Source organism: Neorhizobium sp. 2083, from assembly GCF_031455615.1.
Taxonomy (GTDB): Bacteria; Pseudomonadota; Alphaproteobacteria; order Rhizobiales; family Rhizobiaceae; genus Neorhizobium.
The window spans coordinates 199,436-217,265 of sequence record NZ_JAVDTC010000001.1 but is presented as its reverse complement, the minus strand read 5'-3'; the positions used below and the strand labels follow the sequence as shown (position 1 = coordinate 217,265).

Below are 17,830 nucleotides of genomic sequence, written 5' to 3'. Positions count from 1 at the left end.
GGATTTCACATCGTTGTCACGAACCGCGGCTAAGCGCTGCCCGTTGATATTCATCCTTATATGGTCAGGAGAAAGCCATGTGGCTCGGCAATTTCACCCTCGTTCTACCGAACGAGGTGGTGGACACAGGTTCCGTGCGGATTGAAGACGGCGTGATCGCCGAAATCCGTCCCGAACCGGTCGCAGGCGCCGTGATCGACGGCGGCGGGCGGTTGCTGATGCCGGGCTTCGTCGATCTGCATGGCGACATGATCGAGCGCGAGATCGCGCCGCGGCCGAACGCCCAGATGCCGATCGATTTCGGCATCCACGAACTCGACAAGAAGCTCGCCGCCGCCGGCGTCACCACGGCTTACGCGGCCGTCTCCTTCGCCACCGAGAGCGTCTATGGCCATGTCCGCTCGCTGGAGACGACCTCGGCCGTCATCGAGGGCATCAACCGCCTGCGCGACAACCTGCTGATCGACCACCGTGTCCATGCCCGCTACGAGATCACCAATATCGGCGCCGCGCCGACGCTGGAGCGGCTGCTGAAGGCCGACGAGATCGACATGGTGTCGCTGACCGACCACACGCCGGGCCAGGGCCAGTACAACAACATCGCCGCCTATATCGCCAGCATTTCCGAACGCCGGGCGATTACCGAGGAAATGGCCGCCGAGATTGTTCGCAAGCGCATCGCCATGCGCGACAATCCCGAGATCGAGGTGAAGCTGAAGGACATCGTCTCGCTCGCGCTTGCACATGGCCTGTCGCTCGCCTCCCATGATGACGACAGCGTCGAGAAGGTCGCCGAGATGTTCGATCTCGGTGTGACGATCAGCGAATTCCCGGTGACGTTGCCGGCCGCCGAGGAAGCCCGCCGCCGCGGGCTCTGGACGCTGATGGGCGCGCCGAACGCGCTGCGCGGCCAGTCCATGTCCGGCAATCTCAGCGCCCTCGATGCCGCCAAGGCCGGCCTGCTCACGATCATCGCCGCGGACTACCACCCGGCCGCCTTCGTGCCGGGCATCTTCAAGCTGGCGGACATGGCCGAAGGCGGCCTGCCGGCGGCGGTTGCCATGGCGACCGGCAACGCCGCGCGCTCCGCGGGCCTGACGGATCGCGGCGAGATCGCCATCGGTCAACGCGCCGACCTGGTCGTGGTGGAAAAGGGCGACGTGCACCGCATCCGCGCCACGTTCCGCGCCGGCCGCTTCGTCTACAGCGACGGCACGCTGCACCCGCTCCGGGCGCTGGCGGCCTGAGGCTCGGAGGGAGCCTATTCTTCCCAAGACGTCTGATTTTTTGGCAGCCGGCCTGTCGGGTCGATGACCGTCACTTTGTGCGGCAGGTCGGCGCTCCAATTCCAGAGGACGAGATTGCTGACGGATGGTCCGGCTCTATGGGCGAAAGACGGAACGATTATCCCGGCACATTCACTGTGAAGGATGTCGTAGATCACCCAAGATCCGGGTCGTTTGTTGTCGGAAAGCGCCGTTGCCCAGGCCGACCCCATGGCCTCAAGGGAAATACCAAGTTCCTGTCTAGACGCTTCATCCGTCAGATCTGCGATATCGTCGCAATCGATTTCGTAGGAGCAGATCGTCAACGGATGGATCTTGTGCCCGAATCCTTGGCTCGCCTCGGCGATAGCGCCTTCGATCGAGGTGGAGAGATAGAGTGCCGGCACGCCTTTGGGATTGAACCTGGCCCCACGGATGGCGGCGCCTTCGCCGGATGTTGGGCTGACCGCCCAGCGAGGATCGTGGGCGCGATAACAGACGCCCTGGAACCTCAAGCGAAGCCGCCGAGCGCCAGGTGATCCAGGTAGTCGCGCAAGGCTGCGGCCTTGCCGTTCTTGACGATGCTCTCGGCAGTACGGCCGCCGAAGGCCGGAATGGGCTCGGCGCGATACCAGGCCAAGGCCTGCCGTTCGCTTCCAGCCCATTCGCTGACGCGATGGATGATCTCCGCCATTTCACTGATCCGCATGGTCACAGCGGGGGCCTGAGCGCGCTCCTTGCGCTGGAGCGTGTTGGCGGAAAGCCCGGCTGTTTCGGCCAGTTCGCGTTTCGAAATCCCGAGCCGGACTGAGACTGCATCCGCTTCCATCGACGGCATCTCACGGTCCGTAACTCGTCGAGGTTTCCCCGCCATGTCTGCTCTCCTGTACGAAACTCCGTACAGAATGTAGGCCTTGAGGCGGTAATTGTCGAGCCCGGGGCTCAGCCGCCCGCTGAGAAGATCCGCTGATCCGCGATATCTGTCGTTGTTCCAAGTGAAGTGATCGCCCGGCCGCCATCCATCCGCACCTTGCCTTCCGCAAGCAGCCTCAGCGCCATCGGATAGAGCTTGTGTTCTACGGTCAGTACGCGGGCGGCCAAGGCTTCGGGGGTGTCGTCGGCCAGCACCGGGACGGCGCCCTGGGCGAGGATCGGGCCTTCGTCCATGCCTTCGGTGACGAAATGCACGGTGCAGCCGGCGATCTTCACACCCGCCTCGATGGCGCGTTCATGGGTGTGGAGGCCCGGGAAGAGCGGCAGGAGGGCAGGGTGGATGTTGAGGATGCGGCCTTCGTAGCGGCTGATGAATTCGGCGGAGAAGAGCCGCATGTAGCCGGCGAGGCAGAGAATGTCCGGCCGCACTTCGTCGAGTGCAGCAAGGATCGCCGCCTCATGTTCGGGCTTGCCTGCAAAACCCTTGCGCTCGAAGACAAACGTCTTGATGCCGCGAGCTTCTGCCTTGGCGATACCGCCGGCGGCCGGTTTGTCGGAGAACACGGCGACGATTTCGGCGGGGAAGTCCGGCGCAGCACAGGCTTCGGCCAGCGCCAGCATGTTGGAACCGCCGCCGGAGATGAACACGGCGACGCGCTTCTTGCGCGCCGTTTCTGCCGCGGGTGCGCTCATAGGCCGAGCGTGCCCTTGTAGATCACGCCGGCGCCGCCTTCGGGTCGTTCGACCATGCGGCCGAGCGGAACCACGATCTCGCCTTCGTTGGTCAGGGTGTTGATGGCGGCCTGGGCGTTTTCGGGCGAGACCACGACGATCATGCCGATGCCGCAGTTGAAGGTGCGCAGCATTTCCTTCGCCTCGACGCCGCCGGTTTTTGCCAGCCACGAGAAGACGGGCGGCACCGGGATCGAGTCGAGATCGACCTCGGCGGTAAGGTGTTTCGGCAGCACGCGCGGGATGTTTTCCGGAAAACCGCCGCCGGTAATGTGGGCGAGCGCCTTGAGCGCGCCGGTCTCGCGGATCGCCTTCAGAAGCGGCTTCACGTAGATGCGGGTCGGCGTCAGAAGCGCCTCACCCAGAGTCATGCCCTCACGGAAGGGGGCGGGCGCATCCCAGGCGAGACCGGAAAGCGCAACGATCTTGCGCACCAGCGAGAAACCGTTCGAATGGACACCCGACGACGTGAGGCCGAGGATGACGTCGCCGGAGGCGATGTCACCGACCGGCAGCAGCTGGCCGCGTTCGGCGGCACCGACCGCGAAGCCCGCCAGGTCGTAGTCGCCGTCGGAATACATGCCGGGCATTTCGGCGGTCTCGCCGCCGATCAGCGCGCAGCCCGCCTCGCGGCAGCCGGCGGCGATGCCGGAAACGATCGCCGCACCCTGGTCCGGGTCGAGCTTGCCGGTCGCGAAATAGTCGAGGAAGAGCAGCGGCTCGGCGCCCTGGACGACGAGATCGTTGACGCACATGGCGACCAAGTCGATGCCGACCGTGTCGTGGAAATTGGCGTCGATGGCGATCTTCAGCTTGGTGCCGACGCCGTCGTTTGCGGCAACCAGGATCGGGTCGGTGAAGCCCGCGGCTTTCAGATCGAACAGGCCGCCGAAACCGCCGATCTCGCCGTCGGCGCCGGGCCGGCGGGTCGAGCGCACGGCCGGCTTGATCTTCTCGACCATCAGATTGCCCGCGTCGATATCGACGCCGGCATCGCTATAGGTGAGACCGTTCTTGCCCGCCTCGCTCATCGTCCATCTCCAATGATCGTCATGAGCTGCCCGCAATTGCACGACATGGCGCCGGATGCAAGCGTTGGACGCGGTTTTGAAGGCTTTTCACAGGCCTTGCTGCACTGCTTCCAAACCCTTGACCTGGGTCGAGGGCTTGCCTATCCCTCTTTTGCCCGGGCAATTCAGAGGAAGCGGCGATGCCATACCATATCAGCGGCGCGAGCCTGAAGCGCTACGTCTTCTTCTGGATCGGCGTTCTCATCGTCTTCGTCGTCTTCCTGTGGTTCTTCCGCTCGATCCTGCTTCCCTTCGTCGCCGGCATGGCGCTCGCCTATTTCCTCGATCCGGTGGCCGACTGGCTGGAACGGCGCGGCCTGAGCCGGCTGATGGCGACGGTGCTGATCCTCGTCGGCTTCGTGCTGGTCTTCGCGCTGTCGCTGATGCTCGTCATCCCGATCATCATCAACCAGTTCACCGAGTTCGCCGCCGCGCTGCCAGGTTATATTTCCCAGCTGCAGCAGATCATATCGAGCCCGGAAAGCTCGTTCCTGCCACACTGGATCAGCGCCCAGATCGAGACGGTCAAGCAGAACTTTTCCGAAGTGCTGAGCCAGGGCGCCGGTTTCGTCGGCTCGCTGCTCACCCAGATCTGGAATTCCGGCAAGGCGATCATCGACGTGGTGTCGCTCCTGATCGTCACGCCCGTCGTCGCCTTCTACATCCTGCTCGACTGGGACCGCATGGTTGCCAAGGTGGACAGCTGGGTGCCGCGCGACCAGGTGGCGACGGTCCGCGAGATCGCCCGGGAAATGGATGAATCGGTCGCCGGTTTCATTCGCGGCCAGGGTTCGCTCTGCCTGATCCTCGGCATCTTTTATGCGGTCGGCCTGTCGGTCGTCGGTCTGAATTTCGGACTTCTGATCGGCTTCGTCGCCGGCATGATCAGCTTCATTCCCTATATCGGCTCGCTGATCGGCCTGGTTCTTTCGGTCGGCGTGGCGCTGGTGCAGTTCTGGCCGGATTATCCCTGGATTCTCGCCGTCGCCGGCGTCTTCTTCGTCGGCCAGTTCATCGAGGGCAATATTCTTCAGCCAAAGCTGGTCGGCGAAAGCGTCGGCCTGCATCCGGTCTGGCTGATGTTCGCGCTCTTCGCCTTCGGTGCCATATTCGGTTTCGTCGGCCTGCTGATCGCCGTGCCGGCCGCCGCCGTGGTCGGCGTGCTTGTCCGCTTCGTGCTGTCGCGGTATCTTGACAGCGACATCTATTACGGCCGGGCGGCCGTTCTTCCCTGGGAAGAAGCCGAACGGCCGCATGTGCTGGACCATGCCGGAAACGGTGCAGAGGCAACCGCCCCGAACGATCCTCGCACCCCGGATGATTCTCAAGCGAATGCCTCGCAGAAGAGCATTTGAAAGACCTATGACCGAGACGAGCGAGCGCGAGCGGCGCAGACAGGAACAGTTGCCGCTGCAATTCACCCATGACGCGGCGAGAACCCGGGACGACCTTCTGGTTTCCGAACGCCTGGCGGCGGCCGTGGCGATCGTCGACGAATGGCCGGCCTGGCCGTCGCCGGTCGTCGTACTGGCAGGCCCCGTGGGGTCGGGAAAATCGCACCTGGCGCATATCTGGCGGGAAAAGTCGGGGGCGGCCGACATTCATCCCGTCGCAGGCTCGAATGCCGCAGCGATCGCCGCCGCAGGCCCGGTCCTGTTCGAAGATGCCGAACGCCGCGGGTTCGACGAGACCGAACTTTTCCACGTCATCAACAGCGTGCGCGAGAACGGGCACAGCCTCCTGATGACCTCGCGCCTCTGGCCGGTTTCCTGGGGTGTCGTCCTGCCGGATCTGAAATCCCGGTTGAAGGCGGCCACGGTCGTGGAAATCGGCGAGCCGGACGAGGACCTGTTGGCGCAGGTGATCGTCAAGCTGTTCGCCGACCGCCAGCTCTATATCGACGACAAACTCGTCGGCTACATCGTCAACCGCATGGAACGGTCGCTCGGCGCGGCGCAGACGATCGTCGAGCAGCTGGATCGCCTGGCGCTGGCGCGCGGCACCCGGATCACCCGACCGCTCGCGGCGGAAGTGCTGAACGATTTGGGGAATTCGGGAACCGGTGCCGGCACGGACGGTTGACTGTGACAGTTCGCTCGTCAAACTGTGGTCGGCCCTTAGGGTTAGCATGACCAAGGGTTAGCATTGGGATGGATGAGATGGATTCGATCACGACTGAAACGCGCGAGCCCGGCCTGGAGTCGGCCAATACCGACCTCGACCTGATGACCAGTCCGGACCGGTTCATCAATCGTGAATTCTCCTGGCTGCAGTTCAACCGCCGCGTTCTCGAGGAGACGCTGAACACCGCCCATCCGCTTCTGGAGCGCGTTCGCTTCCTGTCGATCTCGGCCGCCAATCTCGATGAATTTTTCATGGTGCGCGTCGCCGGCCTCGAAGGCCAGGTGCGGCAGGGCATCGTCATCCGCTCGCCCGACGGCAAGACGCCGGCCGAACAGCTCGACAACATCCTGCAGGAGATCGACAACCTGCAGATGGAACAGCAGGCCTCGCTCGCCGTGCTGCAGCAGTATCTCGCCAAGGAGGACATCCTGATCGTCCGGCCGGCGGCGCTGTCTGCGGAAGATCGCGCCTGGTTGTCGAACTCCTTCGACGACGAGCTTTTCCCGGTCCTGACGCCGCTGTCGATCGACCCGGCGCACCCGTTCCCGTTCATTCCCAACCTCGGCTTCTCGATGGGCCTGCAGCTGCACAGCAAGCACGGCAAGGAGCCGATGACCGGCCTGTTGCGCCTGCCGACCACGCTCGACCGCTTCATCCGCCTGCCGGACTTCAACACGGCGATCCGTTATATCACGCTGGAAGACGTGGTCGGCATGTTCACCGACCGGCTTTTCCCCGGTTACGAGGTGAAGGGCGCCGGCACGTTCCGCATCATCCGCGACAGCGATATCGAAGTCGAGGAAGAGGCCGAAGACCTGGTGCGCTTCTTCGAGACGGCGCTGAAGCGCCGCCGCCGCGGCAAGGTCATCCGTATCGAGACCGATTCGGAAATGCCGGCCTCGCTGCGTCAGTTCGTGGTGCAGGAGCTGGGTGTGCCGGAAAACCGCGTCGCGGTTCTGCCGGGCCTCCTGGCGCTCAACACCATGTCGGAGATCACCAAGGCGCCCCGCGACGACCTGCGTTTCGAAAGCTACAATGCCCGATTTCCCGAACGGGTCCGGGATCACGCCGGCGACTGCCTCGCGGCCATTCGCGAGAAGGACATGGTGGTCCATCATCCTTACGAGTCCTTTGACGTGGTTGTGCAGTTCCTTCTTCAGGCGGCGCGCGACCCGGACGTGCTCGCCATCAAGCAGACGCTCTACCGCACCTCGAACGACAGCCCGATCGTCCGGGCGCTGATCGACGCGGCCGAAATGGGCAAGTCGGTAACGGCGCTGGTGGAGCTCAAGGCCCGGTTCGACGAAGAGGCGAACATCCGCTGGGCGCGCGACCTGGAGCGCGCCGGCGTGCAGGTCGTCTTCGGTTTCATCGAACTGAAGACCCATGCCAAGATGTCGATGGTCGTGCGCCGCGAGGACGGCAAGCTCAGGACTTACTGCCATCTCGGCACCGGCAACTACCACCCGATCACCGCCAAGATCTATACGGACCTGTCCTTCTTCACCTGCAATCCGAAGATCGCCCATGACATGGCGAACATCTTCAACTTCATCACCGGTTACGGCGAGCCGGCCGAGAGCATGAAGCTGGCGGTTTCGCCCTACACGCTCCGGTCCCGCATCCTGCGCCATATCGAGGAAGAGATCTGCCATGCCCAGGCCGGCAAGCCGGCGGCGATCTGGATGAAGATGAACTCGCTTGTCGATCCGGAGATCATCGACGCGCTTTATCGCGCCAGCCGCGCTGGCGTCGAGGTCGATCTGGTGGTGCGCGGCATCTGCTGCCTGCGTCCGCAGGTGCCCGGCCTCTCCGACAATATCCGCGTCAAGTCGATCGTCGGCCGCTTCCTGGAGCACAGCCGGATCTTCTGTTTCGGCAATGGCCATGGCCTGCCGTCCGACAAGGCGCTCGTCTATATCGGCTCGGCCGACATGATGCCGCGCAACCTCGACCGCCGGGTCGAGACGCTGGTGCCGCTCCTCAACCCGACGGTGCACGAGCAGGTTTTATCCCAGATCATGCTGGGCAACCTGATTGACAACCAGCAGAGCTACGAGATATTGCCCGACGGCACGTCGCGTCGCATGGAAGTGCGCAAGGGCGAGGAACCTTTTAACGCGCAGCACTATTTCATGACCAATCCGAGCCTCTCGGGGCGCGGTGAAGCCTTGAAGTCGAGTGCTCCGAAACTCATTGCCGGCCTCGTGTCCGGACGCAAGAAATAGGCATATGGTACGATCAGAAGCCCAGGGGCGCCTTCCGGGGATCGCTCCTGTCTCCGTCATCGACATCGGCTCGAATTCCGTCCGCGTCGTCATCTACGAAGGCCTTTCCCGCGCCCCGACCGTGCTCTTCAACGAGAAGGTGCTGTGTGGCCTCGGCAAGGGACTGGGCTCGAACGGCCGCATGGACGACGAGGGTGTCGAACGCGCTCTGTCGTCGCTGAGGCGTTTCCGGGCGCTCTCCACCCAGGCCAAGGCAACCGAAGTCTACGTGCTGGCGACCGCCGCCGCCCGCGAGGCGTCGAACGGCCCGGATTTCATCGCCCAGGCGGAAGAGATCCTCGGCCAGCCGATCCAGCTGCTCTCGGGCGAGGAAGAGGCGCGCTATTCGGCGCTCGGCGTCATCAGCGGCTTCCATGATCCGGACGGCATTGCCGGCGACCTCGGCGGCGGTTCGCTGGAGCTGATCGACATCAAGGGCACGGAATTCGGCAAGGGCATCACCCTGCCGCTCGGCGGCCTGAGGCTGTCGGAATCCTCCGGCAATTCGCTCTCCAAGGCCCGCACCTTCGCCCGCAAGCAGGTGAACACGGCGCGGTTCCTCGAGAACGGCGCCGGCCGCACCTTCTATGCCGTCGGCGGCACCTGGCGAAACATCGCCAAGCTGCACATGGAAATGAGCAAATATCCGCTGCACATGATGCAGGGTTACGAGCTTCCGCTCGAGGACATGCGGAAATTCCTCGACGAGGTGATCGCCGCCAAGGACAGCAAGGACCCCGCCTGGCAGGCCGTTTCGAAGAACCGCCGTTCGCTGCTGCCCTTCGGCGCCATCGCCATGCAGGAAGTGCTGGACGTGATGAAGCCGGCCCGGGTGAGCTTTTCCGCCCAGGGTGTCCGCGAAGGCTATCTCTATTCGCTGCTGTCCGAGGAGGATCAGGCGGGCGATCCGCTGCTGGTCGCCGCAGACCAGCTCGCCATCCTGCGCGCCCGTTCGCCAGAACATGCCCGCGAACTTGCCGACTGGACGGGCCGCATGGTGCCGGCCTTCGGGATCGTCGAGACGGAAGAGGAAAGCCGCTACCGCCAGGCCGCCTGCCTGCTCGCCGATATCAGCTGGCGCGCCCATCCCGACTATCGCGGCCTGCAGGCGCTGAACCTGATCGCCCATTCCTCCTTCGTCGGCATCACCCATGCCGGCCGCGCCTATCTGGCGCTTGCCAATTATTACCGGTTCGAAGGCCTGCATGACGATGGCGCGACCGGCCCGCTCGCGACCATCGCGACGCCCCGCCTGCTCGATCTCGCAAAACTGCTCGGCGGGCTGCTTCGGGTCGTCTATCTGTTCTCGGCCTCGATGCCGGGCCTCGTCCACCACCTGAGCTTCCGTCCTTCGTCCGAACCGGATCTCGACCTCGAATTCGTGGTGCCTTCCGCCTACCGCGATTTCGCCGGCGAGCGTCTGGACGGCCGCCTGCAGCAGCTGGCGAGGCTGACGGGCAAGCGGTTGGCGTTCCGGTTCGAATAAGCCGGGCAGGCGCGATCGGAACCGCGAGCAGGGGGACGGTGCGCCGCCATGCAGGTCCGTCATTAGCCCGTCGGTCTACTCCGATTGGGCAACTTTCCCGGCGCCGCCGTTGATTTATTTTACGGCGCGACACGGGAGGATATGAATGTCATACCTGCGGATCTGGATTTCGGCGACGTTCGCTTTCGCCATCTGCGCGGCCCTGATGACCCTGGGTTACTTCAACATCGAAGGCAAACTGCTGGCCCCGCCGCCCTTCTATCTGGAAACCTGGGCAGGACTGATGGCCTTCGTGACCATATCGACCGCGTTCATCAAGTGGCTGTTCAATTATCGCGGCTGAGGATGTCGGGATCGGGTGAGCTGCCGACCGGCGACCTCGCCCTGCAATGGCTTACGCATGGGCTGGCCGCCAATGCGGATAGGTGACATAGGCGGTAAGTGCGCCCTCCTCGTGTGAGCGGATTGTCACCGCTTCACCCTTGGGCATGTATATGATTTCTCCGGGCCCCGCGCTGACCGTTCCGGCCTCTGTCGAGACCGAAATCCGTCCTTCTAGAATGATCATGACATCGTCGACCGCCATCGTTTCGGTGAGGCTTTGGTCCGGCGCGTAGCGCCCATAACCGATGGTGATCGGTCCTCCGTGGCGCTCGTCGACCAGATTGCCGACGGCTATGTCTGCCTCTTGTCCGGGGGAACGTTCCAACGAGGCATCGGCGATCGTAAACTTGTGGATTTTCATCGTCTTCTCCATTCTGTTTGCGGAGGTAGCGCGGAGAACCGGCGCGCCAAGACGGAATTGCAGTTTTTTGAGGAGGACGTTTTGGGCTCTTGCCAGCTTTGAGTTGAACCGGTGAGGCCGTCAGCGGAGGACCGCCATGAAGTTCCCGGGCCGGGATTTTCAGCGCCTGACTGCCCCGGTGGGATCAGTCTCGTCAACAAAAGAGCGCCCGGCTTTCACCGGACGCTCTTTCCGTTCAAAACCCTAACCGCTCACTTCGCAGACAGGAACTCACCCACTTCGAGCACGCTGAACTCGTTGTTGTCAGCCTTGTCGACGGCGCGGCCTGCGGAGAAGGGCAGGTTGTTGTCGTTGCCGATGATGATGTGAGTGGCGTCGACCACGTCGACATTCTCGATCGTCACGAACGGCATGTCGTAGACGCCGGCGACGCTGCCGGCCTTCTTCTTGTTGTCCGGGTCCTGGATGTTCATCAGGTCGATATAGCCGATCTTGCGGACGGCCTTGCCGACATTGGCGTCGTTGAACTCGATCTTGTAGACGCGCTTCAGTTCGGCCGGGGCATCGAAGCAGTCCGGCTTCGGCTGCTTGGGATCGGCGCAGGCCTTGTCCTTTGTGCCGGCGCCGTTGTCGCGCTCGATGACGAGGGCGGTCGTGGCGTCGATCATGTTGAAGTCGCCGATCGAGGCGCCCTTGTCGGCGAACGGATACAGCCACGAGCGGCCGGTCCACTTCTTGGAGGCGACGTCGAATTCGATGACGCGGATGGCGGTCTTGCCGTCAGCCTGCTCCACCTGGCCGTCGTCCTTGTAGATCGGGCCTTCGAGCAGGCCGTAGAGCTTCGAACCGTCCTTGGCCATGGCGAGGCCTTCGAAACCGCCGGAACGCTTCAGGTTGAAGACCGGCATCTTGGCGGCCGGGTTGCCCGGCAGCTGGATGAGCGGGTTGTCGGGCGAAAGCACCGGCTTGCCGTCGAGCGTGGTGGCGATGACGTCGGTCAGGCGGCCCTGGGTGTCGATCTTGAGGAGATAGGGACCGAACTCGTCGCCGAGCCAGAAACCGTCGGCGACCGGCTGCACCGATTCGATGTCGAAATCGGCGCCGGTGAGGTAACGGGTCTCGGTGGCCTCGGTGACGATCGGGAACGGGGCGATCTTGTTCGGATCGGAGAGGAAGATGTTCTTGACGACTTCGGCCTTGTTGGCGGCCCAGTCGAACTTCATCTGGTGCAGGAAGAGCATCGAGTCGGACGAGGTGAACTTCGAACCGAAGCCGTTGTCCGACAGCGTCCAGAAGGTGCCGTCAGCCATGGTCTTGATGCCGGAGAAACCCTGGATCGGCTGGCCGTCGAGCGGCAGCTTGACGTCGGTGACGCGGGCCCCGTCCTTGCCCGGCAGGGTGCCGAGGGCATCGGTGCGCTTGCGATCGGCGGTGGTGAACTTGCCGGAGGTCTTGAGGAAGGCCGGCGCATCGGCCGGAGCCGGAACGACCGTGTTGGCGGGCAGGATGGCCTGGCCGGTGAGCTTGGCCGGGAAAACCTTGTCGTCAGCGGAGGCGGAGCCGCCGATCAGCGCGGCAAGCGCTACGGTAGCGAGCAGAAAGCGGGTCATGGGATCACCTGTTGGTTGGCGTGTCGAAGACGCCAATCGGTTAAGGCGGCTGCATGACGGTGAGGTGATGGAAGATTGACGCTTCGATGAAGCTTTGATGACGATGATTTCACAAACGCCACGGGCGCTTAGGCGCTCCTGCGAAGCGCCACCCAGCGGCCCGGCGTCATGCCGAAGGTCTTCTTGAAGTGGCGGGTGAAATGCGCCTGATCGGCAAAGCCGGTATCGGCTGCGACATCCGCCAGACTGCCGCCTTGCGACAGCAGCGCCTTGGCGCGATCGAGCTTGCGCATGACGAGGTAGCGGTGCGGGCTTGTCCCCAGAAGCTTCCGGAACTGCCTTGCGGTCGTATAGCGATCGAAGCCGCCGACTTCCTCCAGTTCTTCCGATGTGACGGCCCGCTCCGCGTTCGCCTGCAGATAGTCGCGGCAACGCAGAACCGCCTGACGATGGGTGCGGAAGGTGCCCCCGGCGCCGCCCTTGCCGTCCGCGTGGCGCCAGAGGTTCGTCGAAAGCCGGGCGATGAGGTCGTCGAGCAGCAGGTCCTGCGGCTCGGCTTCCAGATCGTCCAGGGCTTCGGCGAGGCATTGCCGGAATTCTCCATCCGCTATGATGGGATCCGGCACGAAGGGCAGGCCGCGCACGCCGCCGGCCGCCTCGATCAGCCGCTCCGGCGGCAGGTAGAGCATGCGGTAACGCAGGCCGGCATCGGTGCCGGCCGCGCCGTCATGCACTTCGTCCGGATGCAGCACGATCACGTTGCCGGGCAAGCTGGCGCGTGCGGCACCGCGATACTGGAAGGTCTGGACGCCCGACAGCGTCAGGCCGAGCGCGTAGGTGTCGTGGCGATGCGGCTCGAAACCCAGCCCATGGAACCGCGCCTCGATCCGCTCGATACCGCGCGAGGAGGGCGCCTGGACGATGCCGTCGGGCATGGGATCCGTACTGCCGCCGGATGCGCCTGCGGCGCTGCACGAACGTTCAAGACCGACGGCACCGTCTGCCGTTATCTCGTCGGTCCCTGTATGGCCTTTGGCATAACCTTCGACGGAGTTATTCTTCATGTTCGATACCAAGATCGCGATCGTGCTCCGCGATGACCTCGCCCCCTGGCAGGAGCTCAATGTGACCGCCTTCCTGACGAGCGGCATCATCGCGCAAAATCCCGCGATCATCGGGCAAGCATATCGGGATGCGACGGGCCATGTCTACAATCCGATGAGCATCCAGCCGATCGTCGTGCTCACCGCCGATCAGGAAACGCTGCGCACCATCCACCGCCGCTCGCTGGAACGGGAAGTGACGACGTCGGCCTATATCGAGGAAATGTTCGCGACCGGCCATGATGCGGCCAACCGTGAAGTGTTCGCAAGGTTCTCCCCGGAGGATGCGAAACTGGTCGGCATCGCGGTTCGGACGGAGAAGAAGATCGTCGACAAGATCACCAAAGGCTCGAAAATGCATGCCTGACGGTGAGGAACGCAGTTCTCGGGATGACCCAGAGCGCGGCGATCGGCGTGGTCGAGGCGACGACGTAGGTGGTGATGCTGAGGAGCAGGTAGTTGAGCCAGGCGGCCTGCTTCGCCGTCATCAGACCGGGCAGGGCGACGAGCAGGTTGGCGGCGCACATGACCCGGACGATCGGGCGGATCCAGAGCGGCGAAAAGGCTCCTAGTCCCGCTGCTTCCATAAGGACGATGAGAAGCAGCGACAGAAGGATGATGGTGGCGATCAAGGCTCGCGACGTCGGGTAGCGCATCGGCCGCTCAGGCCTTCAGCGCGGGGATGGCGGAGCTCGCCAGGACCGCGGAACGCCGGACAATGACGAAGGCAAGCGATTGGGGCATGGCTGGTCTCGCGTTGAAAAGCGTCTGCTGAATGGATATCATAACTAACAAGCAATATCTGATCGGAGGTGAGATGATGAATGCAATCACCATACGAAACCTGTCCGACGAAGCCAGCCGCGCATTGGAAGCTCGGGCAGTCAGGAATGGAACGACTGCGGAAACCGAAATCGAGCAGATTCTAGAGGAAGTGCTGGTGTCGAAGGAGCCGATCGCTCAACAGCCCTCGCAAGTGGCAAAACCATTGAAACTTGGGACGGCGTTGTGGGAACTTGGCCAGGAATTCGGCGGGCTGGAGCTGGACATTAAACGCGATCCTACTCCGATCAGGCCGGCATCGTTCGAATGATTGTTCTCGATACGAATGTGATTTCAGAGCCGGCAAAGCCGATACCCAATCAATCCGTCGTCGCGTGGCTGAACACGCAACCTGCCGAAAAGCTCTATTTGACGGCAACAAGTTTGGCCGAGCTGTTCGCCGGAATCGAGTTGTTGCCGGATGGCAAGAGGAAGGCGTTGGTCCATCGGAGAATGTCGGATCTGGTCTGGATGTTCTTCGGCCCGAGAATCCTGTCATTCGACCGGGATTCTGCAATAGCCTACGCCTCGATCATGGCGCTTGCGACCCGAAAGGGACGGGCGATTTCATTCGCCGACGGCCAGATCGCAGCCATCGCCCAGGTCCAGGGCTTCACCGTAGCCACTCGCGACACCGCACCTTTCGAAGCGGCGGGCATTCCGGTTATCAATCCCTGGGAGCTTTAAAGCTCCACCGCCTCGACCTTCTTGTTGACGAAGCGCAGCGCCACGCCGCCGCTGATCAGTTTGAGCGCGGTTTCGCCGAAGAGGTCGCGGCGCCAGCCGGAGAGGGCTCCGACATTGGCCGCTTCGCCCTCGGCGGCGATCTTTTCCAGATCGTCGGAATTGGCGATGATCTTGGCGGCGACGCCCTGCTTGTCGGAAATCAGCTTCAGGAGAACCTTGAGCAGCTCGACGGCAGCGGCGGTGCCTTCCGGCACGTGCACGTGTTTCGGCGCATGCGGCATCTCGGTTTTCGGCAGGGCGAGCGCTGCGTTGACCGCTTCGATGATCGCGGTGCCGGAGGCGGAGCGCTCCCAGCCTTTCGGAATGGTGCGCAGCCGCGACATGGCTTCCACGTCCTTCGGCTGCTGCTGGGCGATCTCGTAGATCGCGTCGTCCTTGAGGACCCGCGAGCGCGGCACGTTGCGGCTGCGGGCTTCGCGCTCGCGCCAGGCGGCGACGTATTTCAGGACCGCGAGTTCGGTCGGCTTGCGCAGGCGCGACTTGAGGCGGAGCCAGGCGTCGTCCGGATGCAGGTCGTAGGTGCCGGGCGATTCCAGCACGGCCATTTCCTCGGTCAGCCACAGGGCGCGGCCTTCGCGTTCCAGCTGGGCTTTGAGGAAGAGATAGACGTCGCGCAGATGGGTGACGTCGGCCAGCGCATATTCGAGCTGCTTGTCGGAAAGCGGCCGGCGGCTCCAGTCGGTGAAGCGCGACGACTTGTCGATATGCACGTCCTTGATGCGGCTGACGAGCTGGTCGTAGGAAACCGAGTCGCCGAAGCCGCAGACCATGGCGGCGACCTGCGTGTCGAAGATCGGATGTGGCACCAGATTGCCGAGATGGTGGATGATCTCGATATCCTGTCGGGCGGCGTGAAACACCTTGGTGACGGCGGGATTGGCCATCAGCTCGAAGAAGGGTTTGAGGCTCAGCCCCTTGGCGAGCGGATCGACAAGCACTTCGACGGTCGGGCTCGCCATCTGGATGAGGCACAGCTCCGGCCAGAAGGTCGTTTCCCTGAGGAACTCGGTGTCGATGGTGATGAAGTCCGATTGGGCCAGCTGGATGCAGGCTTCTTCGAGTGCGGCGGTCGTCTGGATCATCGTTTCATTCACGTGAGGGTGATCAACCTTCCTTCTCCTTCCCGCCGCATATGTCAATACGCAACGGCATTTAACCGTTACTCGCGTTCGTCTTTATCGGGCGGGCCGGCGAGCCTGTTGAAATAGGCCGATGTCCGAAGCAGCGAGCGGAAGCGCCAGGAACGTTCCGAGGGAGGCACGGAGGGACGCGCCTGCATGCGCCTCAGCGTGAAGATCATGAAGCCCAGGAAGATGAACGAGGTATAGGCGAAGAAGGCCCGAGGGCCGAAATATTGCAGCAGGATCGAGGCGAGCAGCGGCCCGATCGTCGCGCCGACCGACCAGTAGAAGAGGAGGCCGGCCGACACCAGCGCGTGCTCGCCCGGCTTGGCGTAATCGTTGCCATGCGCCGAGCACAGCGAATAGAGCGGCATGGAAAACGCGCCGAACAGGAAGACGCTGACGATATTGGCCGTCTCGCTGGTGCCTGCCCCGAACGAGAGATAGGCGCCGGTAATAATTGAGCCGATCGTCGTCCACAGGATGACGCGGCGCCGGTCGAGCCGGTCCGAATAGAGGCCGAGCGGATATTGCAGCACCACGCCGCCGATGATGCCGGCGCTCATGAAGGTGGCGATCGAGGTGATGCTCATGCCGATCTCTTCGGCATAGATCGGCCCGATATTGCGGAAGGCCGCCATCGACAGGCCGACCGAGATGACGCCGACGACCGCGAGCGGCGAGATCCGCCAGACCGCCTTGAGGTCGAAGGCGATCGTCTCGGGCGGTGCCGGGCTCGACTTGTCGGCGATCGAGATCGGCACCAGCGACAGGATCAGCGCGATCGCGATGATGTTGAAGATGATCGGCCCTTCGATGCCGACCGTCGGGATGATGTATTGCGCCACCGTCACCGAGCCGAGGTCGACGAAGCGGTAGATCGAGAGCGTGCGTGCCCGGTTGGCATTGGTGACCTTGGCGTTGATCCAGCTCTCGACCGTCGCAAACAGGCTGGCGACCGCAATCCCGATCACGAAACGCATCGAAAACCAGAAGACGGGATCGACGATCATCGACATGCCGATCGAGGCGGATGCGGTGACCGCCGCCATCGCCGAGAAGGTGCGGATATGGCCGATCTGCCGGAGGAGCCGTGTCACATACATGCAGCCGAAGGCGAAACCGATGCTGTAGCCGGCGCCGATCATGCCGATCGTCGAGGGCGAAAATCCCTCGGCCGAGCCGCGCAGCGCGATATAGGTGCCCTGCAACCCGTTGCCGCCGATCAGGATGCCTGCGGTGACGAGGAGGGGGATCAGCGGACGGATATGGCTCATGGGCGTCGGGGGAAAAGAATCGCTGTCGGGGATGACAGGACGGTTCTATCGTGTCGGCGGCGTCCAATACAGCTTATAAACGACCTTGGCCCGTCTTCTCGTACGAGAGTTCTGTCGTTGGATGCAGAAGCCCCGCGGGCAGGGCTTCTGCCTAGGTGGTGCTAACCTTGCGGGCCAAGCCTGGGCAGGACGAGGTCGCCGACGGCATAAGTGTGGAATTCGAACGTGGAAACTTCGTCGAGCTGGCGGAATTTTTCGCGGAAGACGGGATCGGAGAAGAACTCGTCGACATTGCCGGCATCGCGGATGGCTTCGATATTCACCACGGTCTTGCCGTCCGTGCTTTTGGCGAGGTTGCTCCAGAGAAAGCCCTGCTTCCGTTCCGCGACGTAGTGAACGACGTCCTGAATGATGCGGAAGGCTTCTTTCTGCTTGCCGGGGTGGGCATGGATGACGTTGACGATGAAAGTGGTCGGTTCCGGCGTTGCGGAGAAGCCGGCGGTGAGAAGCGTATCCATCACTAGGGTC

The 17,830-nt window shown here is 63.1% G+C and carries 20 protein-coding genes; 9 read left to right on the top strand and 11 right to left on the bottom strand.

Annotated features, from left to right (window positions below):
* Positions 1-77: 77 nt before the first annotated feature.
* Positions 78-1,247 carry an alpha-D-ribose 1-methylphosphonate 5-triphosphate diphosphatase gene (locus J2X76_RS01055; protein ID WP_113130027.1) on the top strand — a complete coding sequence of 390 codons (1,170 nt, stop codon included), beginning with the start codon at positions 78-80 and terminating at the stop codon, positions 1,245-1,247.
* A 14-nt stretch (positions 1,248-1,261) separates the two neighbouring features.
* On the opposite strand, the gene J2X76_RS01050 is transcribed toward J2X76_RS01055, so the two are convergent.
* From J2X76_RS01050 to purM, 4 genes are all read right to left on the bottom strand, one after another.
* Positions 1,262-1,780 (bottom strand): RES family NAD+ phosphorylase, encoded by a 519-nt coding sequence (locus tag J2X76_RS01050; protein ID WP_310212170.1) that lies wholly within the window; start codon positions 1,778-1,780, stop codon positions 1,262-1,264.
* Positions 1,777-2,103 carry an antitoxin Xre/MbcA/ParS toxin-binding domain-containing protein gene (locus J2X76_RS01045; RefSeq protein WP_310214651.1) on the bottom strand — a complete coding sequence of 109 codons (327 nt, stop codon included), beginning with the start codon at positions 2,101-2,103 and terminating at the stop codon, positions 1,777-1,779. Before J2X76_RS01045 ends, J2X76_RS01050 begins: the two co-directional genes overlap by 4 nt.
* A 104-nt stretch (positions 2,104-2,207) precedes the next feature.
* Positions 2,208-2,891 (bottom strand): phosphoribosylglycinamide formyltransferase, encoded by a 684-nt coding sequence (gene purN / locus J2X76_RS01040; protein ID WP_310212167.1) that lies wholly within the window; start codon positions 2,889-2,891, stop codon positions 2,208-2,210.
* A complete protein-coding gene (purM, locus tag J2X76_RS01035) occupies positions 2,888-3,961 on the bottom strand; it encodes a phosphoribosylformylglycinamidine cyclo-ligase (protein ID WP_310212163.1) in 1,074 nt (357 codons plus the stop codon). The genes purN and purM overlap by 4 nt, the downstream gene beginning before the upstream one ends.
* Before the next feature lie 179 nt (positions 3,962-4,140).
* Between purM and J2X76_RS01030 the strand changes: the two genes are divergently transcribed.
* The 5 genes from J2X76_RS01030 to J2X76_RS01010 all read left to right on the top strand — a co-directional run bounded on the left by J2X76_RS01030 (position 4,141) and on the right by J2X76_RS01010 (position 10,220).
* Entirely contained in the window at positions 4,141-5,355 is a 1,215-nt protein-coding gene (locus J2X76_RS01030; RefSeq protein ID WP_310212159.1) for an AI-2E family transporter, read from the top strand.
* Between the two features lie 7 nt (positions 5,356-5,362).
* The gene (hdaA, locus tag J2X76_RS01025; protein WP_113130033.1) at positions 5,363-6,082 is read left to right on the top strand and encodes a DnaA regulatory inactivator HdaA; all 720 of its coding nucleotides are present in this window, start codon (positions 5,363-5,365) and stop codon (positions 6,080-6,082) included.
* A gap of 77 nt (positions 6,083-6,159) precedes the next feature.
* Positions 6,160-8,352 carry an RNA degradosome polyphosphate kinase gene (locus J2X76_RS01020; RefSeq protein ID WP_310212153.1) on the top strand — a complete coding sequence of 731 codons (2,193 nt, stop codon included), beginning with the start codon at positions 6,160-6,162 and terminating at the stop codon, positions 8,350-8,352.
* Between the two features lie 4 nt (positions 8,353-8,356).
* On the top strand, positions 8,357-9,877 hold the full coding sequence (gene ppx / locus J2X76_RS01015) for an exopolyphosphatase (protein ID WP_113130035.1): 1,521 nt from the start codon (positions 8,357-8,359) through the stop codon (positions 9,875-9,877).
* Positions 9,878-10,022: 145 nt separating this feature from the next.
* Positions 10,023-10,220, top strand: a complete 198-nt coding sequence (locus tag J2X76_RS01010; protein ID WP_113286003.1) for a hypothetical protein — start codon at positions 10,023-10,025, stop codon at positions 10,218-10,220.
* A gap of 51 nt (positions 10,221-10,271) precedes the next feature.
* Here the strand turns inward: J2X76_RS01010 and J2X76_RS01005 are convergent, their stop codons facing one another.
* The 3 genes from J2X76_RS01005 to J2X76_RS00995 form a co-directional block, all read right to left on the bottom strand.
* Complete coding sequence (locus tag J2X76_RS01005) at positions 10,272-10,622, bottom strand: AraC family ligand binding domain-containing protein (RefSeq protein WP_310212145.1); 351 nt, start codon at positions 10,620-10,622, stop codon at positions 10,272-10,274.
* A gap of 251 nt (positions 10,623-10,873) precedes the next feature.
* A complete protein-coding gene (locus J2X76_RS01000; RefSeq protein ID WP_310212141.1) occupies positions 10,874-12,232 on the bottom strand; it encodes an esterase-like activity of phytase family protein in 1,359 nt (452 codons plus the stop codon).
* A 128-nt stretch (positions 12,233-12,360) separates the two neighbouring features.
* The gene (locus J2X76_RS00995; RefSeq protein ID WP_405029995.1) at positions 12,361-13,167 is read right to left on the bottom strand and encodes an AraC family transcriptional regulator; all 807 of its coding nucleotides are present in this window, start codon (positions 13,165-13,167) and stop codon (positions 12,361-12,363) included.
* Positions 13,168-13,294: 127 nt separating this feature from the next.
* On the opposite strand from J2X76_RS00995, the gene J2X76_RS00990 reads away from it, so the two are divergent.
* The gene (locus J2X76_RS00990) at positions 13,295-13,702 is read left to right on the top strand and encodes a DUF2000 family protein (RefSeq protein WP_113285999.1); all 408 of its coding nucleotides are present in this window, start codon (positions 13,295-13,297) and stop codon (positions 13,700-13,702) included.
* Here the strand turns inward: J2X76_RS00990 and J2X76_RS00985 are convergent.
* Positions 13,674-13,991, bottom strand: a complete 318-nt coding sequence (locus J2X76_RS00985; protein ID WP_310212134.1) for a hypothetical protein — start codon at positions 13,989-13,991, stop codon at positions 13,674-13,676. The genes J2X76_RS00990 and J2X76_RS00985 overlap by 29 nt on opposite strands.
* A gap of 119 nt (positions 13,992-14,110) precedes the next feature.
* Between J2X76_RS00985 and J2X76_RS00980 the strand changes: the two genes are divergently transcribed.
* The gene (locus J2X76_RS00980; protein ID WP_310212132.1) at positions 14,111-14,428 is read left to right on the top strand and encodes a FitA-like ribbon-helix-helix domain-containing protein; all 318 of its coding nucleotides are present in this window, start codon (positions 14,111-14,113) and stop codon (positions 14,426-14,428) included.
* The gene (locus J2X76_RS00975) at positions 14,425-14,844 is read left to right on the top strand and encodes a type II toxin-antitoxin system VapC family toxin (protein WP_310212130.1); all 420 of its coding nucleotides are present in this window, start codon (positions 14,425-14,427) and stop codon (positions 14,842-14,844) included. The genes J2X76_RS00980 and J2X76_RS00975 overlap by 4 nt, the downstream gene beginning before the upstream one ends.
* Here the strand turns inward: J2X76_RS00975 and rnd are convergent.
* The 3 genes from rnd to J2X76_RS00960 form a co-directional block, all read right to left on the bottom strand.
* Complete coding sequence (gene rnd, locus J2X76_RS00970; protein ID WP_113285996.1) at positions 14,841-15,986, bottom strand: ribonuclease D; 1,146 nt, start codon at positions 15,984-15,986, stop codon at positions 14,841-14,843. The two genes, J2X76_RS00975 and rnd, sit on opposite strands and share 4 nt — an antisense overlap.
* Before the next feature lie 77 nt (positions 15,987-16,063).
* Positions 16,064-17,302, bottom strand: a complete 1,239-nt coding sequence (locus J2X76_RS00965; protein WP_113130044.1) for an MFS transporter — start codon at positions 17,300-17,302, stop codon at positions 16,064-16,066.
* Between the two features lie 161 nt (positions 17,303-17,463).
* The gene (locus J2X76_RS00960) at positions 17,464-17,820 is read right to left on the bottom strand and encodes an antibiotic biosynthesis monooxygenase (protein ID WP_310212126.1); all 357 of its coding nucleotides are present in this window, start codon (positions 17,818-17,820) and stop codon (positions 17,464-17,466) included.
* Positions 17,821-17,830 lie beyond the last annotated feature (10 nt).